This is a genomic window from Pseudomonas imperatae, assembly GCF_057128625.1.
In genome coordinates this window covers 80,187-98,900 of record NZ_JBSKHP010000026.1, presented here as the reverse complement: position 1 = coordinate 98,900, position 18,714 = coordinate 80,187, and the positions used below count along the sequence as shown (strand labels likewise).

Annotated in this window: 17 protein-coding genes; 7 read left to right on the top strand and 10 right to left on the bottom strand. The window is 64.2% G+C overall.

Going from position 1 to position 18,714, the window contains the following annotated elements; all coding sequences use genetic code 11:
* Positions 1–184: 184 nt before the first annotated feature.
* From ACWKWX_RS26345 to ACWKWX_RS26305, 9 genes are all read right to left on the bottom strand, one after another.
* Complete coding sequence (locus ACWKWX_RS26345; RefSeq protein WP_416423268.1) at positions 185–790, bottom strand: START domain-containing protein; 606 nt, start codon at positions 788–790, stop codon at positions 185–187.
* A gap of 47 nt (positions 791–837) precedes the next feature.
* Positions 838–1,095 (bottom strand): YkgJ family cysteine cluster protein, encoded by a 258-nt coding sequence (locus tag ACWKWX_RS26340; RefSeq protein ID WP_416423267.1) that lies wholly within the window; start codon positions 1,093–1,095, stop codon positions 838–840.
* Between the two features lie 123 nt (positions 1,096–1,218).
* The gene (locus tag ACWKWX_RS26335; RefSeq protein ID WP_416423266.1) at positions 1,219–1,671 is read right to left on the bottom strand and encodes a translation initiation factor 2; all 453 of its coding nucleotides are present in this window, start codon (positions 1,669–1,671) and stop codon (positions 1,219–1,221) included.
* 141 nt (positions 1,672–1,812) lie between these two features.
* Positions 1,813–3,258, bottom strand: coding sequence for an aminotransferase-like domain-containing protein (locus ACWKWX_RS26330; protein WP_473005928.1), 1,446 nt, complete (start codon positions 3,256–3,258; stop codon positions 1,813–1,815).
* 196 nt (positions 3,259–3,454) lie between these two features.
* On the bottom strand, positions 3,455–4,273 hold the full coding sequence (locus tag ACWKWX_RS26325; RefSeq protein ID WP_416423264.1) for an OmpA family protein: 819 nt from the start codon (positions 4,271–4,273) through the stop codon (positions 3,455–3,457).
* Complete coding sequence (locus ACWKWX_RS26320; RefSeq protein ID WP_416423263.1) at positions 4,270–4,623, bottom strand: DUF4398 domain-containing protein; 354 nt, start codon at positions 4,621–4,623, stop codon at positions 4,270–4,272. Before ACWKWX_RS26320 ends, ACWKWX_RS26325 begins: the two co-directional genes overlap by 4 nt.
* Before the next feature lie 9 nt (positions 4,624–4,632).
* The gene (locus ACWKWX_RS26315; RefSeq protein WP_416423262.1) at positions 4,633–5,448 is read right to left on the bottom strand and encodes a substrate-binding periplasmic protein; all 816 of its coding nucleotides are present in this window, start codon (positions 5,446–5,448) and stop codon (positions 4,633–4,635) included.
* Between the two features lie 94 nt (positions 5,449–5,542).
* A complete protein-coding gene (locus tag ACWKWX_RS26310; protein WP_416423261.1) occupies positions 5,543–6,472 on the bottom strand; it encodes an electron transfer flavoprotein subunit alpha/FixB family protein in 930 nt (309 codons plus the stop codon).
* On the bottom strand, positions 6,473–7,222 hold the full coding sequence (locus tag ACWKWX_RS26305) for an electron transfer flavoprotein subunit beta/FixA family protein (RefSeq protein WP_416423260.1): 750 nt from the start codon (positions 7,220–7,222) through the stop codon (positions 6,473–6,475). It abuts the gene before it with no gap.
* Between the two features lie 526 nt (positions 7,223–7,748).
* On the opposite strand from ACWKWX_RS26305, the gene ACWKWX_RS26300 reads away from it, so the two are divergent.
* Positions 7,749–9,413 (top strand): electron transfer flavoprotein-ubiquinone oxidoreductase, encoded by a 1,665-nt coding sequence (locus ACWKWX_RS26300; RefSeq protein ID WP_416423259.1) that lies wholly within the window; start codon positions 7,749–7,751, stop codon positions 9,411–9,413.
* A 161-nt stretch (positions 9,414–9,574) separates the two neighbouring features.
* Positions 9,575–9,799: a hypothetical protein gene (locus ACWKWX_RS26295; protein WP_416423258.1), complete on the top strand. Its 225-nt coding sequence runs from the start codon at positions 9,575–9,577 to the stop codon at positions 9,797–9,799.
* Between the two features lie 12 nt (positions 9,800–9,811).
* On the opposite strand, the gene ACWKWX_RS26290 is transcribed toward ACWKWX_RS26295, so the two are convergent.
* Positions 9,812–10,696 carry a LysR family transcriptional regulator gene (locus tag ACWKWX_RS26290; RefSeq protein ID WP_483829301.1) on the bottom strand — a complete coding sequence of 295 codons (885 nt, stop codon included), beginning with the start codon at positions 10,694–10,696 and terminating at the stop codon, positions 9,812–9,814.
* Positions 10,697–10,805: 109 nt separating this feature from the next.
* On the opposite strand from ACWKWX_RS26290, the gene argC reads away from it, so the two are divergent.
* The 5 genes from argC to ACWKWX_RS26265 all read left to right on the top strand — a co-directional run bounded on the left by argC (position 10,806) and on the right by ACWKWX_RS26265 (position 18,709).
* Positions 10,806–11,726, top strand: a complete 921-nt coding sequence (argC, locus tag ACWKWX_RS26285) for an N-acetyl-gamma-glutamyl-phosphate reductase (RefSeq protein WP_483829300.1) — start codon at positions 10,806–10,808, stop codon at positions 11,724–11,726.
* A 228-nt stretch (positions 11,727–11,954) separates the two neighbouring features.
* The gene (locus ACWKWX_RS26280; RefSeq protein ID WP_483829299.1) at positions 11,955–13,409 is read left to right on the top strand and encodes a DUF3375 domain-containing protein; all 1,455 of its coding nucleotides are present in this window, start codon (positions 11,955–11,957) and stop codon (positions 13,407–13,409) included.
* Positions 13,406–14,149: a DUF4194 domain-containing protein gene (locus tag ACWKWX_RS26275; RefSeq protein WP_483829298.1), complete on the top strand. Its 744-nt coding sequence runs from the start codon at positions 13,406–13,408 to the stop codon at positions 14,147–14,149. Before ACWKWX_RS26280 ends, ACWKWX_RS26275 begins: the two co-directional genes overlap by 4 nt.
* Positions 14,142–17,522: an ATP-binding protein gene (locus ACWKWX_RS26270; protein ID WP_483829297.1), complete on the top strand. Its 3,381-nt coding sequence runs from the start codon at positions 14,142–14,144 to the stop codon at positions 17,520–17,522. The genes ACWKWX_RS26275 and ACWKWX_RS26270 overlap by 8 nt, the downstream gene beginning before the upstream one ends.
* Positions 17,519–18,709, top strand: coding sequence for a Wadjet anti-phage system protein JetD domain-containing protein (locus ACWKWX_RS26265; RefSeq protein WP_483829296.1), 1,191 nt, complete (start codon positions 17,519–17,521; stop codon positions 18,707–18,709). Before ACWKWX_RS26270 ends, ACWKWX_RS26265 begins: the two co-directional genes overlap by 4 nt.
* Positions 18,710–18,714: the final 5 nt, after the last annotated feature.

Below are 18,714 nucleotides of genomic sequence, written 5' to 3'. Positions count from 1 at the left end.
GATCAAGCGGACGACGGCCCGGAATAGAAGCGTCTCCGGTTCCGTCTTCCTCGGCTCCGCCTCGGACCGCTTGCTCGCCGCCTCCAGTCGGCCCTGGCGCTTAATGGGGCACACAATCAAGATCAAAGGCCTCACGGGATCAAGATCAAGAGCGGTTTGCAGTGATGCCGATGCAGCTGCAACCTTACTGCTCAGCCTTGGTACGCAGCTCTTTCAGGGTGTTGAACGGTGCCTCGACCACAAACTTGTTCGCCACGAACGACGGCACGCTACCACCCGGCTCGGTGTGCACCTGGTAGGTCACTTCGGTACTGTCCGCACCCTTGGGCACCAGTTTCCAGAAGCCCTGCACCTGGGCCACGCGCACGAAGCCTTTCTCGGGCGGCAGGTAGGTCGGCACCTCCTCCAGGTTGCGGGTCAGGCTGCCATCGGCGCCCTGCACTGTGGTGATTTCCAGCACCGAGTCACGCGGGGTCACCGGCCACGGCGTGTTGAACTGGGTGTAGGTCCAGGCCTTGTCACCCTCGTGCTTGAGCAGCTTCTGCAGCTTGCACTCGTGGGTCCAGGTACACGCGCCAGCCACGTCTTCCTGCAGGGCGCGAATCTTGGCGATCGACGCCTTGATGGTGGTCACGCCACGGTAAGCCTTGTAATCGGAGCCCGGCACCACGGCCAGCGACACCTTGATACCGTCTTCGTCCTTGGCCGTCTGCCAGTCCTCGGCATGCACCGCGGTGGCGACCAGCGCCGTCAATCCACATACAACAGCCAAACGATGCAGCGAACCCATAATTATTTTTCCTTATAGTCCAGAAGGTACACCGCCCTCACCGCCCGTCAGGCTACAGATGTCATCTGCTCCCACCACCCCAGCAACTGTATCGCCTGGGCGTCCGTCTCGCCGCACACTTCCGGGTCCGCCTGGAACCCGCCACACACCGCGGGGCGCTCCGGGCGGCCGAACAGCTGGCACAGGTTGCGCGCATCGAGCTGCACGCAGCGCTCGCCGGCAGGCTTGCCGTTGGGCATGCCCGGAATGGGAGAGGAAATGGAAGGGGCTATACAGCAGGCGCCACAGCCTTCACGGCACATCATGACGACACGAACCTCACGTCAGGCAATGAATCGGGTGTAGGGGGATAGTAACCGCTTAAACAGGCGTTTGAAATTGGCCCGGAAGGATTTTCGACAGGGCGATGCTGCCAACCGCCCGTCCGATTACTGCTTGAATTGGAAATCCAGCGCCGCGCCTTCCACTTCACGGGTGTTTTCGTTGCGCCGCTGCAGCTGCAGTTCGTTGCTGAGCAAGCGACCGTTGAGCTGGAAGTCCTCGGTTTTCTTTTCGTCGAAATAGGACGGCAGCAGCGCCTGATCCCTGGCTGGGGCCTGGGCCTCGGTTTTCTTCGCAGGCTCCAGCGTGTTGACCATGGCCTTGGGCAAGGACAGGTCCAGCTTCGCCTTGGGCAGGTCGGCCGCCACGGCATCGGCGTCCTTGCGTGCCTTGGTCTTGCTGGCGACCGGCTTCTTCACCGGCTTGGCCTTGGCCACCGGCTTCTTGACCACGGGCGCAGCCTTCTTCACCGGCGCCTTCTTCACGGCCGCGTGCGCGCCGTCCGCCTGGGCCAGCAACGGAAAAGGTTCGGTGGAGGGTAACGATTGCGCACACGCCATGCCCGATCCCAGGCACAGCACAAGCAGTCCGATACAACGCAAGGCATTCATAGACACAGGCAGAAATGGCAGCACAAGGCTATATGCTCCCCGCTAGAGGGCTCGCTGGCAAGTCCCCGAGCGGTAACAGAACGTAAATCCTTAGTAAAACTGGCCGCTCGCCACCTCCTGGCACAGTTGCCCTGCCAGCAGGCCCAGGGTCATCAGCGCCCGCTCCGCCTCCTTGTTCCACGGCATGCCGCAGTTCAGGCGGATGCAGTGGTTGAATTGCTCGGTGTTGCTGAAGATCAGGCCGGGAGCAATGCTGATACCCTGCTCCAGCGCCCGCACGTGCAATTCCTGGGTATTGACCCGCCCCGGCAGGCTCACCCAGAGGATGAAGCCACCCAGCGGCCGGGTGATCTGCGTGCCATCGGGGAAGTACTGCTGCACGGCCAGCTGATAAGCGCTGAGGTTCTTGCGGTATTCATGGCGGATGTAGCGCAGGTGGCGGTCGTAACCGCCGTTTTCCAGGTAGCTGGCGATGCCCATCTGCGTCACGCTGCACGCCGAATGGGTGGTGAAGGTCTGCAGCCGCTGGATTTCCGCCTGGTACTTGCCGGCGATCATCCAGCCGATGCGCACGCCAGGCGACAAGGTCTTGGAGAAACTGGAACAGTAGATCACGTGGCCCAGGCGGTCGTAGGCCTTGAGCGCCTTGGTCTTGCCCTGCTCGAACATCAGCTCGCCATAGATATCATCCTCGACGATCTGGATATCGAAGTCCGAGGCCAGGCGCAACAGCTGCTTCATGCGCTCTTCGGGCATGGTGCCGCCCAGCGGGTTGCTCAGCCGCGGGGTCAGCACCAGGGCCTTGATCGACCACTGGTTGGCCGCCAGCTGCAAGGCTTCCAGGCTGATACCCGTGGAGGGGTCGCTGGGAATCTCGATGACCTTCAGGCCCAGCAGGTCAGCCAGTTGCAACAGGCCATAATAGGTAGGCGATTCGGCGGCGATCAGGTCGCCGGGGCGGGTCAGCACGCGCAGGGACATCTGCAGCGCATCCACGCAGCCATGGGTGATCACCACCTCGGAAGGGTCGACCACCACGCCGGCGTCGCGCATACGAATCGCCACCTGCCGGCGCAGCGGCTCGAAACCGGGGCTGAACATGTAGCTGAACGCCCGCGGACTATGGAAACGCGTGACCTTGGCGATCTGCTGGTGCAGGGCGCGCACCGGCAAATAGTCCACGTGGGGCACGGCAGCCCCCAGCGGGAACACCCCTTCGCGGCGTGATTCCACCAGCACCTGCTGGATGATGCTGGCCCGGGTCACCAGGCCGGGCCGCTCCACGCGGGCGATGTCCGGGGTCGGCGCGGTCAGCGCCGGGGTCTGGTGCACGTAGTAGCCCGACTGCGGCCGGGCGCGGATCAGCCCCTGATCCTCGAGGTTGGCGTAGGCCTGCAGCACCGTGGCATGGCTCACGTTGAGCTGCGAACTCATCTTGCGCACCGACGGCACCCGCTCCCCCGGCTGGTAGACGCCACGGCGTATATCCTCGGCCAGTTGCTGAGCGATGCGCTGGTAGAGCAGAAGACTGGTCATGCGGGGCTTCTCGACTGATCAGGCGGTTTTTTGATTTTAGTACCGGAACAGTTGAAAAGTGTACGGGGACAGTTGCGCGATTGCGAGGGGATTATGCCCCCGTAGCAGCGGCCACAGGCCGCGTCCAGCCTCACCGCGCACGCCTTACCTGGCGCGGCGCGGCCGGACGCGGCCTGTGGCCGCTGCTACGGGTGGTTCAGCGGGCGGCGCCGAGCACGCCCTTCTCGTCGGAGAACACGATCTCGACACGGCGGTTCATCGCCCTGCCCCGCTCCGACGCGTTGGCTTCCACGGGGTACTGGTCGCCATAACCCTGCACCTGGATGCGCTTGTCGTCGATGCCCAGGTCCACCAAGGTGTCGGCCACGGTCTGCGCGCGGTCCTTGGACAGCCCCAGGTTGAAGTCGCTGTCGCCGGTGTTGTCGGTGTAGCCCTCGATGCGCACCACGCGCTTGGGGTTGAGTTGCAGGAACTGCACCAGCTTGAGAATCATGCGGTTGGCCGACGGCTTCAGGTCCGCCTCGCCGCTGTCGAACAGCACGTCGCCCAGGGTCAGCACCAGGCCGCGGTCGGTCTCGGTGGTGGCCATGCTGACAAACTGCTCTTCAAGCGCCTTGCCCTGCTGCTGCACGCTGTTGAGCTTGGACTCACGCAGGGCCAGCTGCAGGCGCTGGCGCTCCAGGTCCTGCTTGGCGAGTTTTTCCTTGTTCAGCACCAGTTGGGTGTGCTCGCGGGCGATCTCGCTGTAGCGCTGGCTGAGGTAGGCATACTGCGCCACGTCGTCGCCACTGCCCCAGTAGTTGGCCAGGCGCTCGGCACGCGACAGCGACTCGCCGGCGCGGATCACGTCGCGCGGCGCGGCGCGCAGCACGTCGGCATCGTCCTTGACCGTCTGGAAGCTGGCGCTGGCCTGCTGCAAAGTCACCGCTGGCGCACCGGCATGGCTGGCACAACCGAACAGGCCCAGGCAACCCAGGGCAATCAGGCCACCGCCCACGCGTGTAGACAGGCTCATTGCACTTCCCCCAGCTGCTTGTGCAGGCGCACGATACGGGTGTTGACCTGGGTCAGCTGCTCCTGGCTCTTCTCGGTGAGCACCCGGGCCTCGGCCAGGCGTGCGTCCAGTTCGGCCTGCTCGGCCAGCAGGCGGGCCTGGCGGTACGACTGGCTGCCGTTGGCGGCCAGGGCGCTGGCGAGCTTGTCGCTGGCCAGTTTCATCTCATCCACCTCATCGGTGGCACCCACGGCACGCGCCTGGTCCACGGCCTGCTCGGTCAGGCGCAGTTGCTCGACGGGGGCCGGGTCGCTGGCACACCCGGCCAGGGCCAGCACCGCCACGACGGCGGTCAAAGCTTGAATTCTCACACGGATTCCCTACTGGTTTGGGGCACTGGCCGGTTGCGGCACGCGCGGTTGCTGCAAGCTCGCCTTCCACCGTTCGACATTACGCTGCAGCACCGCCTCGGCTTGGCCGGACGCGGGCAATTCTGTCATCTTTTTCGCCAGCTGTCCGCGCAGCCAGGGGTCATTGCAGGCCGAATTGTGCGACAGCGCCAGGTACAGCCCCGGGCGGTCCAACGGTGTCTCGTGGGCGACCACGTCATTACCCAGCCCCAGGGTCTGGGACACGGCCTGGCCGGCGTAGCGCCCCGCTACCACGTACTCGACCTTGCCCAGCATCAATTGCTGGAAGGCCGCGGTCAGCGACTCGGCGGCGGTCAGGCTCAGGTTCTCGTCGGCGAAGCGCTTGAACGAGGCACCCAGGCGCGCCCGCGCCGACACCGCGCCGGCATGGCCGTGCAGGTCGCCCACGGTGTGGTAGACCATTGCCGAGCCCTTGCGGGTCCACACCAGGTAATCGTTGAGCGCCATGCGCGGGTGGATGTAGTCCAGGGTTTCCAACTGGTCGAAGGCCATCGGGGCGTCCACCAGCAGGTCCATGCGCCCGCTGCGCACCTCTTCCAGGGCCTGGGAGCGGCGGCCGCTGTACAGCACGTCGATCTTGATGCCCAGCTCGTCGCCAATGCGCTTGAGCTGGTCGACGTTGGCGCCGATCAGGTGGGTGGGGTCATCCGGGTCGCGCCACGAAAAGGGCTGCGCATCCGGGCTGCCGGTGGCCACCAGGCGCTCGCAGGTGCCGGCGGCGCTGGCCAGGGTGGGCAGCAACATGGCGATTGCCCAGGCGCCCATTCTCAAGGCTCGCTTCATCGTTAATCCTTCCAACTTCCACACATAAAAAAGCCCGGTCATCGGACCGGGCTCTTTTATAAGTGAAGCAGCTGGATCAGACCAGCTTTTCCAACTCGGGCACCGCTTCGAACAGGTCAGCCACCAGGCCGTAGTCGGCCACCTGGAAGATCGGCGCCTCTTCGTCCTTGTTGATCGCAACGATCACCTTGGAGTCCTTCATGCCCGCCAGGTGCTGGATCGCGCCGGAGATACCGACGGCGATGTACAGCTGTGGCGCAACGATCTTGCCGGTCTGGCCGACCTGCATGTCGTTGGGCACGAAGCCTGCGTCCACGGCGGCGCGCGAGGCACCGACGGCGGCGCCCAGCTTGTCGGCCAGGGCGTACAGGTGCTTGAAGTTGTCGCCGTTCTGCATGCCGCGGCCGCCGGAAACGACGATCTTGGCAGCGGTCAGCTCAGGGCGGTCGGACTTGGCCAGCTCTTCGCCAACGAACGCCGATTTGCCGGCATCATGGGCAGCGCCCACGGCTTCGATGGCAGCCGAGCCACCTTCGGCGGCAACGGCGTCGAAGCCGGTGGCGCGCACGGTGATGACCTTGATGGCAGCGTTCGATTGCACGGTGGCAATGGCGTTGCCGGCGTAGATCGGACGCTTGAAGGTGTCAGCCGATTCCACCGAGATGATCTCGGAGATCTGGTCGACGTCCAGCTGGGCAGCGACGCGCGGCAGCACGTTCTTGCCGTTGGAGGTAGCCGGGGCCAGCACGTGGCTGTAGGCCTTGGCCAGTTCGACCACCAGCGGCGCAACGTTTTCCGGCAGGAAGTGCGCGTAGGCAGCGTTGTCGGCCACCAGCACTTTTGCCACGCCGGCAATCTTGGCGGCAGCTTCTGCCACGGCGCCAACGCCTTGGCCAGCCACCAGCACATGCACATCACCACCGATTTTCGCGGCAGCTGCGACGGTGTTCAGGGTAGCCGGGGCTACGGCACCATTCTCGTGTTCAGCGATAACCAGGATAGTCATTTAGATTACCTTCGCTTCGTTTTTCAGTTTCTCGACCAGTTCTGCAACCGACTTGACCTTGATGCCAGCGCTGCGGGCAGCCGGGGCTTCAACCTTGATGGTCTTGTTGGTGGAAGCCACGGAAACACCCAGGGCGTCCGGGGTCACGGTTTCCAGCGGCTTCTTCTTGGCCTTCATGATGTTAGGCAGCGAAGCGTAGCGAGGCTCGTTCAGGCGCAGGTCGGTGGTGACGATGGCGGGCAGGTTCAGCGCAACGGTCTGCAGGCCGCCGTCGATTTCACGGGTGACATTGACCTTGTCGCCAGCCACGTCCACCTTGGAGGCGAAGGTGCCCTGGCCGAAGCCGGTCAGCGCCGCCAGCATCTGGCCGGTCTGGTTGTTGTCGCTGTCGATGGCCTGTTTGCCCAGGATCACCAGCTGAGGCTGTTCCTTGTCGACAACGGCCTTGAGCAGCTTGGCCACGGCCAGGGAGTTCAGTTCTTCGGCGGCTTCCACCAGGATGGCGCGGTCGGCGCCCAGGGCCAGGGCGGTACGCAGTTGTTCCTGCGCAGTGGCCGGGCCAATGGTGACGACGACGATTTCAGACGCGACGCCCTTCTCTTTCAGACGCACGGCCTCTTCCACGGCGATTTCGCAGAAGGGGTTCATGGACATCTTGACGTTGGCGAGATCGACGCCGGAGTTGTCCGCTTTGACACGGACCTTGACGTTGTAGTCGACCACTCGTTTGACAGCTACAAGAACCTTCATGGATTCCTCGTTACTCTCCGGTGAAAAGAATGTCGCCCGGCAGGCCAGGCGATGCTCAGTGGGCACAAGGGCACCTTTAAAAACGACGGCGAGCCCGCTTAATTTAGCATTGCTCCCTGAATTCAATGACTTAGCGGCAAAACCGGGCAGTCACGGGCGGTGGCGACGTGTAAACTCCACTACAACAGGGGCAAGGCGTGCCTGCGCGGCTCTGGCCTGGCTTTTAGAGATGCTCTTGCAGCCTCAGGACAACCTGCGGCAAATGCAAAACCGCCCGTATCTTGACCGCTACGCCCGGACCGGTCAACAACCGGAACCCGTCGGTCATGCCCCCGCCCCCAGCGAATTTACTGGCCTGGGACAAATTCAAACAAACGTTTGTATTGGACCCTGCCGGTGGTGTAGATATAATGCGCGGCCAAAGAGATTGCCCTGTAGTGCGTCCACGGGTGTGCTACACCGCACCCCACGCCAGAAAGCGCAACGCCATTAGAAAAAACTGTGAGCCTTGAGTAGGAGAGAACCTGTGGAACGCGAATACATGGAATTCGACGTGGTCATCGTCGGGGCCGGCCCCGCTGGCCTGTCCGCCGCCTGCCGCCTGAAGCAGAAAGCTGCTGCAGCGGGCCAGGAAATCAGCGTCTGCGTGGTGGAAAAAGGCTCCGAGGTAGGCGCCCACATTCTCTCCGGCGCGGTGTTCGAACCCCGCGCGCTGAACGAGCTGTTCCCGGATTGGAAAGAGCTGGGCGCGCCGCTGAACACCCCGGTCAAGCGCGATGACATCTACGTGCTGAAAAACGCCGAGAGCGCCAGCAAGGTGCCCGGCGCGTTCGTGCCCAAGACCATGCACAACGAAGGCAACTACATCATCTCCCTGGGCAACCTGTGCCGCTGGCTGGCCCAGCAGGCCGAGAACCTGGGCGTGGAAGTGTACCCAGGCTTCGCTGCCCAGGAAGCGCTGATCGACGAAAACGGCACCGTGCGCGGCATCCTCACCGGCGACATGGGCGTGGACCGCGAAGGCCACCCGAAAGACGGCATGTACACCCCCGGCATGGAACTGCGTGGCAAGTACACGCTGTTCGCCGAGGGCTGCCGCGGGCACATCGGCAAGCAACTGATCAAGCGCTTCAACCTGGACAGCGACGCCGACGCCCAGCACTACGGCATCGGCCTCAAGGAAATCTGGGAAGTCGACCCGGCCAAGCACGAGCAGGGCCTGGTGGTGCACACCGCCGGCTGGCCGATGGACATCATGGGCACCGAGAACACCGGTGGCTCGTTCCTCTACCACCTGGAAAACAACCAGGTCGTTGTAGGCCTGATCGTCGACCTGTCCTACGGCAACCCCTACCTGTCGCCGTTCGACGAGTTCCAGCGCCTCAAGCACCACCCGGTCATCAGCCAGTACCTGGAAGGCGGCAAGCGCATCAGCTACGGCGCCCGTGCCATCTGCAAGGGCGGCCTGAACTCGCTGCCGAAGATGGTCTTCAACGGCGGCGCGCTGATCGGCTGCGACCTGGGCACCCTGAACTTCGCCAAGATCAAGGGCAGCCACACCGCCATGAAGTCCGGCATGCTGGCCGCCGACGCGGTGGCCGAAAAGCTGCTGGCCGGCGCCGAGGGCGGCGACCTGCTGACCGGCTACGTCGACGGCTTCAAGGCCAGCTGGCTGTATGAAGAGCTGTTCGCCAGCCGTAACTTCGGCCCCGCCATCCACAAGTGGGGCGCGGTGCTGGGCGGTGCGTTCAACTACATCGACCAGAACATCTTCGGCGGCAAGATCCCCTTCACCCTGCACGACACCAAGCCCGACTACGCGTGCATGAAGCTGGCGAAGGACTCGAAGAAAATCGACTATCCCAAGCCCGACGGCAAGCTGAGCTTCGACAAGCTGAGCTCGGTATTCCTCTCCAGCACCAACCATGAAGAGGAACAACCCTGCCACCTGAAGCTGAAGGACCCGAGCATCCCGATCAGCACCAACCTGCCGCTCTACGATGAACCGGCGCAGCGCTACTGCCCGGCGGGCGTGTACGAAGTCATCACCCAGGAAGACGGCGAGAAGCGCTTCCAGATCAACGCCCAGAACTGCGTGCACTGCAAGACCTGCGACATCAAGGACCCTTCGCAGAACATCACCTGGGTGACCCCGGAAGGCGGCGGCGGCCCCACCTACCCGAACATGTAATCCGGCCCATGCATGGCGCCATGACATCATTCGTGTCAGGCGCCATACACCGCCGAAATGCTTCCGATACCCGAATTTACTGGAGTTCGCCCCGCCCCTGCCGATAGAAAAGGCATCAGGGCAGTGAGTGAATCACGGCCTTCAGTATCGGAGTCATTACCATGCACATCGAACGCCTGGGCACCATCCAGGACGACCTGGAACACACCGCCGCTCACCTGGAAGCGCTGTCACGCATGCTGCAAGGCCACGCGCTGTTCCTGCGCCACTCCACCTACGCCGACAACTCCGCCGACATCGATTACATTGAGCGCCACCTCAGCGGCCTGGCCGCCTCGGTAACCGATTTGCGTGGCGTGGCCCGCAACATCGCCAAGGTCGCCTGACCCGCCACACCGCTACTCCACCTGCAACGCCCACAACACTTCCAGCACATGCCGGGTCGCCCTTTCGACTTCACCGGCACGATGAACGATGCCCAATTGCCGGGACAATTCGGGCTGCAACGGCCGCATCAGCATGCGCGCGTCCGGCAGCGGCGTGGACGCCTCGTGGGGCAGCAGCGTGGCGCCATAGCCCGCCGCCACCAGGCTCTTGATCGCATCGTTGTAATTGAGTTGGATACGCGGCGTGGGTTGCTGGCCGTCACTGGCGAACCATTCGGCGGTGAGCCGCGACAGCCGCGTGGTGCTGTCGTTGAGGATCAGCGGCTGCGCGGCCAGCCAGGCTGGCGTGACGACGTCGGGCACCTGCCAGGCCGCCGGCAGGAACGCCATCACCGGGTCGCGGCGCCAGGGCTGGATCTGCACGCCCTTGACCGGCAACTGCGGCAAGGCAATCAGGCCGATGTCCAACGTACCGGCGGTCAGCTGCCGCAGGGTTTCCTGGGACGTCAGCACCGCCACCTGCACGTCGATGCCGGGGTGGCGCTGGCCCAAGGTTTCCAGGGCCTGGGGCAGCAGCTGCGCAATCGCCCCGGTGGACGCGCCCAGGCGCACCCGGCCCGCCAGCCCCTGCACCTGGCGCTGCACATCCTCCAGCGCCTGCTGCGCATCCAGCAACAGCCGCCGGGCACGCTCCACCAGCGTCTCGCCGATGGCCGTGGGCAGCACCCGCCCGCGCGCCCGTGACAACAACGCCCCACCCACCCGCGCCTCCAGGCCGGCAATGTGCAGGCTGACCGTGGGCGGCGCCAGGTTCAGCGCCCGCGCCGCTTCCGCGAACGACCCCAGGTCGGCGATCACCACCAGGGTACGCAGGCGGTCCAGGCTGATTTCACGCATGCTTTGTTAACCTTCAGTAAAACTGAACGTGGCCGTTGCCAAATTCAACTTTCCCTATGCTACCGATGAATCGAAGATAGCGGCAGTCACTTCTTGCGAGCAGCGAAACATGAGCACCCCACTGATTTTCATCGACGGCGACCAGGGCACCACCGGCCTGCAGATTCACCAGCGGCTGCGGCACCGCACCGACCTGCAACTGCTGCGCCTGGACCCGCGCTTTCGCAAGGACCCGCACCACCGCGCCGAAGCCATTAATGCCTGCGACCTGGCCATCCTGTGCCTGCCCGACGACGCCGCTCGCGAAGCCGTGGCCAGCATCCACAACCCGTCGGTGCGGGTGATCGACGCCAGCTCCGCCCACCGCACCCAGGCCGGCTGGACCTACGGCTTCGCGGAAATGGGCAGCGCCCAGGCCCAGGCCATCCGCACCGCCACCCGCGTCAGCAACCCGGGCTGCTACCCCACCGGCGCCATCGGCCTGCTGCGCCCGCTGCTGCAGGCCGGCCTGCTGCCGGCGGACTACCCGATCAGCATCAACGCGGTCTCGGGCTACTCGGGCAAGGGCCGCGCCGGGGTGGATGAGTACGAAGGCGAGAACGCCACCCAGGCGCCGCCGTTCCAGGTTTACGGCCTGGGCCTGACCCACAAGCACGTGCCGGAAATTGCCCAGCACAGCGGCCTGCTGCATCGCCCGGTGTTCGTACCGGCGTACGGCGCGTTCCGCCAGGGCATCGTGCTGACCATCCCACTGCAGCTGCACCTGCTCAAGGCCTCTGCCCAGCAGCTGCACCAGTGCCTGGCCGACCACTACGCCGGCCAACGCCACGTCAGCGTCATGCCCCTGGCCGACAGCAAGGCCCTCGCCCTGCTCGACCCGCAGGTGCTCAACGGCACCGACGACCTGCGCCTGATGGTCTTCGAACACGGCCAGCACGTGCTGCTGGCAGCGGTTTTCGACAACCTCGGCAAGGGCGCCGCCGGCGCGGCCGTGCAAAACCTCAACCTGATGATCAACCAAACCCCGTAGCAGCTGCCGCAGGCGGCGTCTTGCTCCTGGTAGCACCAGGCACACCACGGCGTGCAAGACGCGGCCTTGCGGCCGCTGCTACAGGGGTAGTGCGCTCGAGTTTGGTAACACTTCTCGGAAATTTCTCCATACCACTTAATCGTTCTCCTACAACGTCGCGCTAAAGGCTGGTCCATAGTTGCGGTTGCAGCGCACTTTTTGCCCTGGCAATCACGATAGGGAACGACCATGTCCGTGCATGAGCAGCAAGCCCGGTATCGACGACTTTTTTCCGAACACGCCGCCTGGCGATTGCTGCACGCGGATCATGCCCCCATCATCCTGGCGTTCATCAATGACCTGTTCCACGAAGACCGCGAAGTGCCGTTCGGCAAGGCACGGGTGGCGCTGGAAACAGAGCTGCCCCTGTGGCAGGAACTGTACGGCCTGCAGGACAATGCCGGCATTCATCTGCGCAACTGGATTCACGCCGGCTGGCTGCGCGAACACGATGACCAGCTGACCCGCACCGACGCTTTCGAACTGGCCATGCGCTTCGCGCAAAGCCTCGAACACCGCGACAGCAGCGCCACCGCCTCGCACCTGCGCATCGTCCAGGACGCTGTGCGTGACCTGGCCACTGCGCTGAGCCCGGACCCCAAGGAACGCATCACCCTGCTGCAGGCCCGCCGCGACGAGCTGGACCTGCAGATAGAGCAACTGCGCCGGGGCGAGCTGACTCAACTCAACGACGCCGAGCAACGCGAACGCATCCGTGGCCTGTATCACCTGGCCGCCGTGCTCACCGGCGATTTCCGTCGTCTCGAAGACGAGATCCGCCAACTCGACCAGACCCTGCGCGTGCGCATGATCGAATCCGAGTCAGGCCGCGGCGAGGTGGTGGAAGCCTTGCTCAAGCATGAAGACCAGCTGCTGCAGACCGATGCGGGCCGGGCCTTCGATGGCTTCTACCGGCTGTTGTGCGACCAGAACCGCATCGTCGAATTTCGCGAACAGATCCGCTCGATCCTGGCGCGGCCGGCCGCGCACCACCTTGGGCGCGACGAAGTCCGGTACCTCGGCCATCTGGTACGGGAGCTGAGCAAGGAAAGCGAACGAATATTCCTGGTGCGACGCCGCACCGAGGAAAGCCTGCGGGCCTTCGTTGAAAGCGGCGCACAACAGGAGCGCCGCGCGGTGGAACGCACCTTGCGGCAACTTGAACGCCTGGCGGTGGGGTTCAAGGAACTGGACCTCAACTTCCGCCAGCCCATCGCCCTGCCCATTCCCACGGGTAGTTTCAAGGTGCACTCCCCTTCCAGCCTCCACCTGCGCTTGCCGGAGGAGCGCGTCGACACCCGCGACGTGGCCGTCACCCGCAACGCCACCGCAGCGAGCCAAGGCATGCTCGACCATCTCGACAGCGTGAAGGTGCTGGAACTGGCAGAAGCGCTACGGGCCCTGCTGGCCCGGCACGGCCCCCTGTCAGTGGCCCAGGTGGCCGCGCACCGCCCGGTCACCAGCGGCCTGGAGGAGCTGGTGGCCTACGTGCGAATCGCCAAGGCCACCAAGGCCGTGGAGCTCGATAGCTGCGAAAGCGTCGGCGTCACCGATCGGACAGGCCAGCGCATCAACGTACGGGTACCTTACTTGTTGATGGCCGCCGACAACTTTCCCGACAAGCCGGAGGACCTGGGTTTATGAGCCAGGAAGAAAAAAACCTGCAGGGCTCGTCGCTGTTCGACCGCTTTCGCCCCGCCGAAGCAGAAGATGAATCGCCCCTTGAAGCCGCGGATGAGCCCGCTGCAACGCAGCAGGCGCAGGGCCAGGCCGATAGCGAGATGCCAGTGGAAGCCCGCCGGGCGATGGTCCTGCTGTTGCGCCAGGGCGTGGTCATGGCCAGCCAGAAGCGCCTGGCCTACGACGCACTGTGCCTGCATGAAACAGCCATCACCCAGCACCTGGCGCGGATGTTCCTGCACCTGATCCTCGACCGCCGCGCGGGCATCGCCATCCTCCTGCAGCAGGACGACGACCTCGACGACACGGACTCCGACGAACAGTATTCGATGGTCAACAAACGCACCCTGACCCTGTACGACACCTTGCTGTTGCTGGTGCTGCGCAAGTACTACCAGGAGCGCGAAACCGCCGGCGAGCAACGCATCATCATCGCCACCGAGCAGATCGAGGCTTTGATGACACCCTTCCTGCCCTTGACTCAAAGCACCCGCGGCGAGCGCCGCTCGTTGAGTGGCGCGACCAAGTTCCTGCTCGAAAAACGCCTGATCAGCACGGTACGCGGTGACAACGACCGTTTCGAAGTGACCCCGGTTATTCGCTACGTGGTGAATGCCGACTTCCTGGACCGCCTGCTGGTCGAATACCAGCGCCTGGCGGGTCCCGATGCCGCAGCACCTGCCGAGGAGAATAACGATGAATGAGCATGATGCCGTGCAGCCTGGTGATTTGTTTGGCACCGGGCAGATCCGTCTGGCCGAGCTTTCGGTCTACAACTGGGGCTCGTTCCACGGCCTGCACACCGCGCTGATCAACCCTGACGGCACCCTGATCACCGGCGACAACGGTGCCGGGAAATCTACCCTGATCGACGGCCTGATGGCATTGCTGCTGCCCCCCAGCAAAGCTTCGTTCAACATCGCCGCCGCCCAGGGCGACCGCACCGACCGCACGCTGATGTCGTACATTCGCGGCAACTACGGCAAGGTGCATGACGGCAATGACACCGCCTCACTGCTCAAGCGCCCCGGCGCCACCGCCAGTGCGCTGCGGGCCTGCTACAAGGGCGACGACGGCTCCGAGATAGTGCTGGCCACGCTGTTCTGGACCACCCAGGCAAGCAATGCGGCGGACAGCCTGAAACGCCTGTTCATCATCGGCAAACGCCCTGTCACACTGGAAGAAATACTGCATCAATTTGGCGAGGGCGATGTTCGGGCACTCAAGCAACATCTGGGCGAGACGCCAGGGCTTGAGTGGTTCGCCACGTTTACCGAGTACCAGGAAGCCTTCACCCGCCTGCTGCGCATGGAAAACCGCAACGCCCCGGCCCTGCTTTCACGGGCCTTGGGGTTGAAGAAAATCGATGACCTGACCGGGCTGATCCGCGACCTGGTGCTGGAGCCCAGCAGCGTCAAGGAGCATGCCGGGCTGGCGGTGCGCGAGTTTGACGACCTGGTAGGCATCCACCGTGAGTTGACTGAAGCCCGCAGGCAGCGCGATACCCTGGCGCGCCTGCCGCAGGTCAGCAATGAACTTGCCGAGGCGAGGCTGCAACTGGTCGCCCTGACCAGAGAAGCGGTGGCGCTGCCCATCTATTTTGCAGAGCAATGCCATCGTTTGTGGAGCATTCGCCTGGCTGACCTGGAGGCACAATTGGCCCGGTTGTTGGCGCAGCAAAACCAGTTGGACAGCCAATTGGTGGACGCCGACGAGCGCGTGCAGATGCTCTATCACGCCTACCAATCCCAGGGCGGCGAGCGGCTGGAGGGGCTCAAGCGCGACGTGCAGCAAGCCCGCCAGCGCTTCGGAGATACCCAGCGCAACGCCGTGCACTACCAGGAAACCTTGCGCGCGCTGGGCCAGGCCGACGCCCTGGGCGCGGACAGCTTCCAGCAGCATCAGGCCAGGGCGCAAGCCTTCGTCAGCGACTACCCGGCGCAGCGCGAAGCCAGCCAGGACAGCTTCGCAGACTCCGCCAGCCAAATGACCACCGCGCGCGCGCAGGCCAAGTCGCTGGCCACGCACATCGCCGAACTCAAGGCTCGGCCCAACTCCAACATTGATCCTGCGTACCAGAAGCTCCGCGACGAACTGGCGGGCAGCCTGCAGCTGGAGGCCACCCGCCTGCCCTTTGTCGGCGAGTTGCTGGACGTGCGTGAAGAACATGCGCCCTGGCGCGGCGCCATCGAGCGGGCGCTGGGCGGCCTGCGTACTACCCTGCTGGTGGACGGCGAGCATTTTCGCCTGGTAACCCGTTGGCTCAACAGCCGGCACACCGGCCTGCACGTCCGCGTTCAGGTAGTGGGCCAGGCCGGGGCCGCCGCGCAGTTCAAGCCCGACGGCTACCTGCGCAAGCTGGAATGGAGCGCCCACGCCTACCGGGACTGGCTGAAACACCACCTGGCACGCTTCGACCTGCACTGCGTGGACAGCACGCAACAGCTGGACGACACCCCTTTTTCCATGACCATCAAGGGCCTGGTCCACCTGGACAAGGGCAGGTTCGAGAAAAAAGACCAGCAGGCCATCGACAATCCTCGAAACTGGTGCCTGGGCTTCAACAACCACGCGCGCCTGCAGGCGCTGGAAGCGGATGAAGCAGCCCTGCAGGCGCAGCAGCAGGTGCTGAACCAACAGGTGGCCGACGCACGTGCCGCCATGGACGCCTTGGCTGAAACCAATACTCGGTGGGAAACGATTGCCACCACCCCATGGGCGTCCGTTGACGTGCTGTCGGTCCAGCAGCGCATGGAGACGCTGGCCGCCGACCTGCAGGCCCTGGAAGACCCACGCAGCGAGCTGGGGTTGGCCAAGGCGCAGTGGCAAACGTCCGTTGACGCGCGCGAGGCCCTTCGCGCCGACAAAGCGTCTACCGGCACGAGCATCGGCAGCGCCACCAGCCAATGCAACGAGGCCAGGCGCCAGCTGCTGACCCTGTCCGGCATTGTCCAGGCAGGCATCACCGATGATGTCCGCGACATCCTCACGCAACGCATCGGCTCGTTGCCGATGGCTTCCCTGGACGATGCCGCCCGCCTTGAGCGAGAGCAGCGTACAGCCCTCGACAAGGCCAGGGAAAAGACCGCAGCCAGCGAACTGACCGCGTCGAATGAAGCCAGCAGCATCGTCGCCACGTTCAAGAGCCAATGGCCGCTCATCGCCAACGATTGGGTCAGCGGCACCGAGGGGCTGGGCGAGTACCTGGACTACCTCGGGCAGCTGGAAAACGAAGGCCTGCCCGAACTGGTGGAGCGCTTCCGCGAACGCCTCAACCGCAACGCCACACAATCGCTGGCGCAGATACGCCAGGCCATCGACGCTGAACGCGAGGACATTCGCGATCGCATCGACACGATCAACAGCGTGCTCGAACGTACCGAGTTCAGGCAGGGTAGCCACCTGCGCCTGGGCAGCAGAAGCGAGATTTTCGAGCATGTGAAGGCGTTCAACCAGCAACTCACCAGCGTGCTGGCACGCGCCGGCAGCGATGACCACGATGCTCGCTTCCAGCAACTGCAGGCGCTGGTCACGACGTTGCAGAAAGCCACCCAACCCGCCACGTCAGGCACCATGGAGAGCCTGCGCCTGCTCGATTCACGCTACCAGCTATCGTTCTTTGCCGAAGAAATCGACAAGGCCGATGGGTCGATTCGCGATGTCCTGGATTCGTCCAGCGGCAAGTCCGGGGGCGAGAAAGAATCGTTCGCCGGCACCATTGTGGCGGCCAGCCTGGCCTACGTGCTGACGCCGGACGGCTGCCAGCAGCCTATCTATTGCACGGTGTTCCTCGACGAGGCCTTTTCCAATACCGCCGAGGCCGTGAGCCGCAGGGTGTTGAAGGTGTTCAAGGCGCTGCAGATCCACGTCAACCTGATCACACCCTATAAAAACCTCAACCTTGCCCGCGAGTCGGCGCGTTCGCTGTTGATTGCCGAGCGCGACCCCCTCAGCCATGAAAGCCGGCTGTGCGAGATGACCTGGGAGGAAATCGACCAGCAACAGGCGCAGCACCGTGCGGCAAAGGCAGAAGCCGACGCCGCGGCGCTAGGCATCGAGCCGGAGTTGACTGAATGAATACGTGGGGAAAGATGCCCGAGCAGGTCATCGAACATTTATCCCGGGTGGAGTGGCAGCATCCCACCAGGCTACGCGAGCGCCTGGAAGGCAAGCGCAAATTCCCGATCGTGTGCAGGCTCAACCCACCGTCCGGCTCCCTCGCCCTGGCGGACATCAGGCAGTTTCATGCCTACATCAACGCCTGGCGCAGTTGGCCCTGGCCGGACCTTGTCACCTGGGTGAACCGCAGCTTCCGCCAGTTGGGCGAATGTGAAGTCCCCGTGGTGGTGCGCATCGGCTCGGTGCAACAACTGATCACGGTGCTTGGCGATGACGCCATCGCCCGCAGCAAGGCGTGGGAGGTGCGCCTTGAACCACTGCTGGCGCTGGATGAAAGCCTTTACCCTGCGCTGATCAGGCAGCTGGTTGCCCTGGAGCGGCTGACGGTCGAAGACGTGCGGTTGCTGGCAGCGGTCATTCCCCAGCTGCAGCGTGGGCTTGGCCAGGGGCGTTACCTGCGCGCCATCCCCCTGGTGGGCGTCGACACCAAGTTCGTGGAGCTCAACCAGGCGCTGATCGTTGCCTTGCTGGACCAACGTCATGGGCAGCAGGTGTCTGCGCAGGGCGGCCTGGAAGCATGGCTGGGGTGCCGGCCCACCCCGTCGAACTGGCTCACGGTAAAACCATTGTGCACAACCGCCAGGGTGAGGCTGGCGGGGCTGGGCCTGTTGAAGTTGCCCTTGGAGCAGTTGCTTGAATACCCGCTGCCTGCCAGCAACATCCTCGTTGTGGAAAACCTGCAGGCAGGGTACGAACTGCCCGAGCTGCCAGACACCATTGCGGTCTGTGGCGGCGGCGCCAATACCGCGTGGCTGCGGGCGCCCTGGCTGGAGGGCAAACGCATCGGCTATTGGGGCGACCTGGACACCTGGGGCTTCAAGCTGCTGGCCGATGCCCGGCGCCATCAACCTCACGTGCAGGCGCTGTTGATGGACAGCGAAACGCTTGCGCGCCATCGACAGCGCGGCTGCGCGGAACCCGCCCCGGCACAAATGCCCACTACGGGCCTGTGCGCCGCCGAGCGTGCAACGTTCGACAGCCTGCGCAACGGCCAGCTGGGCATTGGCAGGCTGGAGCAGGAGCGCCTGTCACAGGATTGGGTACACCACGCCCTGAAGCAGTGGGCAGCATCGGCTGGGGACTGATGTGC

What these genes read in the sequence shown, in the direction of transcription:
- ACWKWX_RS26345 (WP_416423268.1), bottom strand. Translation starts at nt 790, where the DNA reads ATGGGTTCGCTGCATCGTTTGGCTGTTGTATGTGGATTGACGGCGCTG.
- ACWKWX_RS26340 (WP_416423267.1), bottom strand. Translation starts at nt 1,095, where the DNA reads ATGATGTGCCGTGAAGGCTGTGGCGCCTGCTGTATAGCCCCTTCCATT.
- ACWKWX_RS26335 (WP_416423266.1), bottom strand. Translation starts at nt 1,671, where the DNA reads ATGGCGTGTGCGCAATCGTTACCCTCCACCGAACCTTTTCCGTTGCTG.
- ACWKWX_RS26330 (WP_473005928.1), bottom strand. Translation starts at nt 3,258, where the DNA reads ATGACCAGTCTTCTGCTCTACCAGCGCATCGCTCAGCAACTGGCCGAG.
- ACWKWX_RS26325 (WP_416423264.1), bottom strand. Translation starts at nt 4,273, where the DNA reads ATGAGCCTGTCTACACGCGTGGGCGGTGGCCTGATTGCCCTGGGTTGC.
- ACWKWX_RS26315 (WP_416423262.1), bottom strand. Translation starts at nt 5,448, where the DNA reads ATGGGCGCCTGGGCAATCGCCATGTTGCTGCCCACCCTGGCCAGCGCC.
- ACWKWX_RS26310 (WP_416423261.1), bottom strand. Translation starts at nt 6,472, where the DNA reads ATGACTATCCTGGTTATCGCTGAACACGAGAATGGTGCCGTAGCCCCG.
- ACWKWX_RS26305 (WP_416423260.1), bottom strand. Translation starts at nt 7,222, where the DNA reads ATGAAGGTTCTTGTAGCTGTCAAACGAGTGGTCGACTACAACGTCAAG.
- ACWKWX_RS26295 (WP_416423258.1), top strand. Translation starts at nt 9,575, where the DNA reads ATGCACATCGAACGCCTGGGCACCATCCAGGACGACCTGGAACACACC.
- ACWKWX_RS26290 (WP_483829301.1), bottom strand. Translation starts at nt 10,696, where the DNA reads ATGCGTGAAATCAGCCTGGACCGCCTGCGTACCCTGGTGGTGATCGCC.
- argC (WP_483829300.1), top strand. Translation starts at nt 10,806, where the DNA reads ATGAGCACCCCACTGATTTTCATCGACGGCGACCAGGGCACCACCGGC.
- ACWKWX_RS26280 (WP_483829299.1), top strand. Translation starts at nt 11,955, where the DNA reads ATGTCCGTGCATGAGCAGCAAGCCCGGTATCGACGACTTTTTTCCGAA.
- ACWKWX_RS26275 (WP_483829298.1), top strand. Translation starts at nt 13,406, where the DNA reads ATGAGCCAGGAAGAAAAAAACCTGCAGGGCTCGTCGCTGTTCGACCGC.
- ACWKWX_RS26270 (WP_483829297.1), top strand. Translation starts at nt 14,142, where the DNA reads ATGAATGAGCATGATGCCGTGCAGCCTGGTGATTTGTTTGGCACCGGG.
- ACWKWX_RS26265 (WP_483829296.1), top strand. Translation starts at nt 17,519, where the DNA reads ATGAATACGTGGGGAAAGATGCCCGAGCAGGTCATCGAACATTTATCC.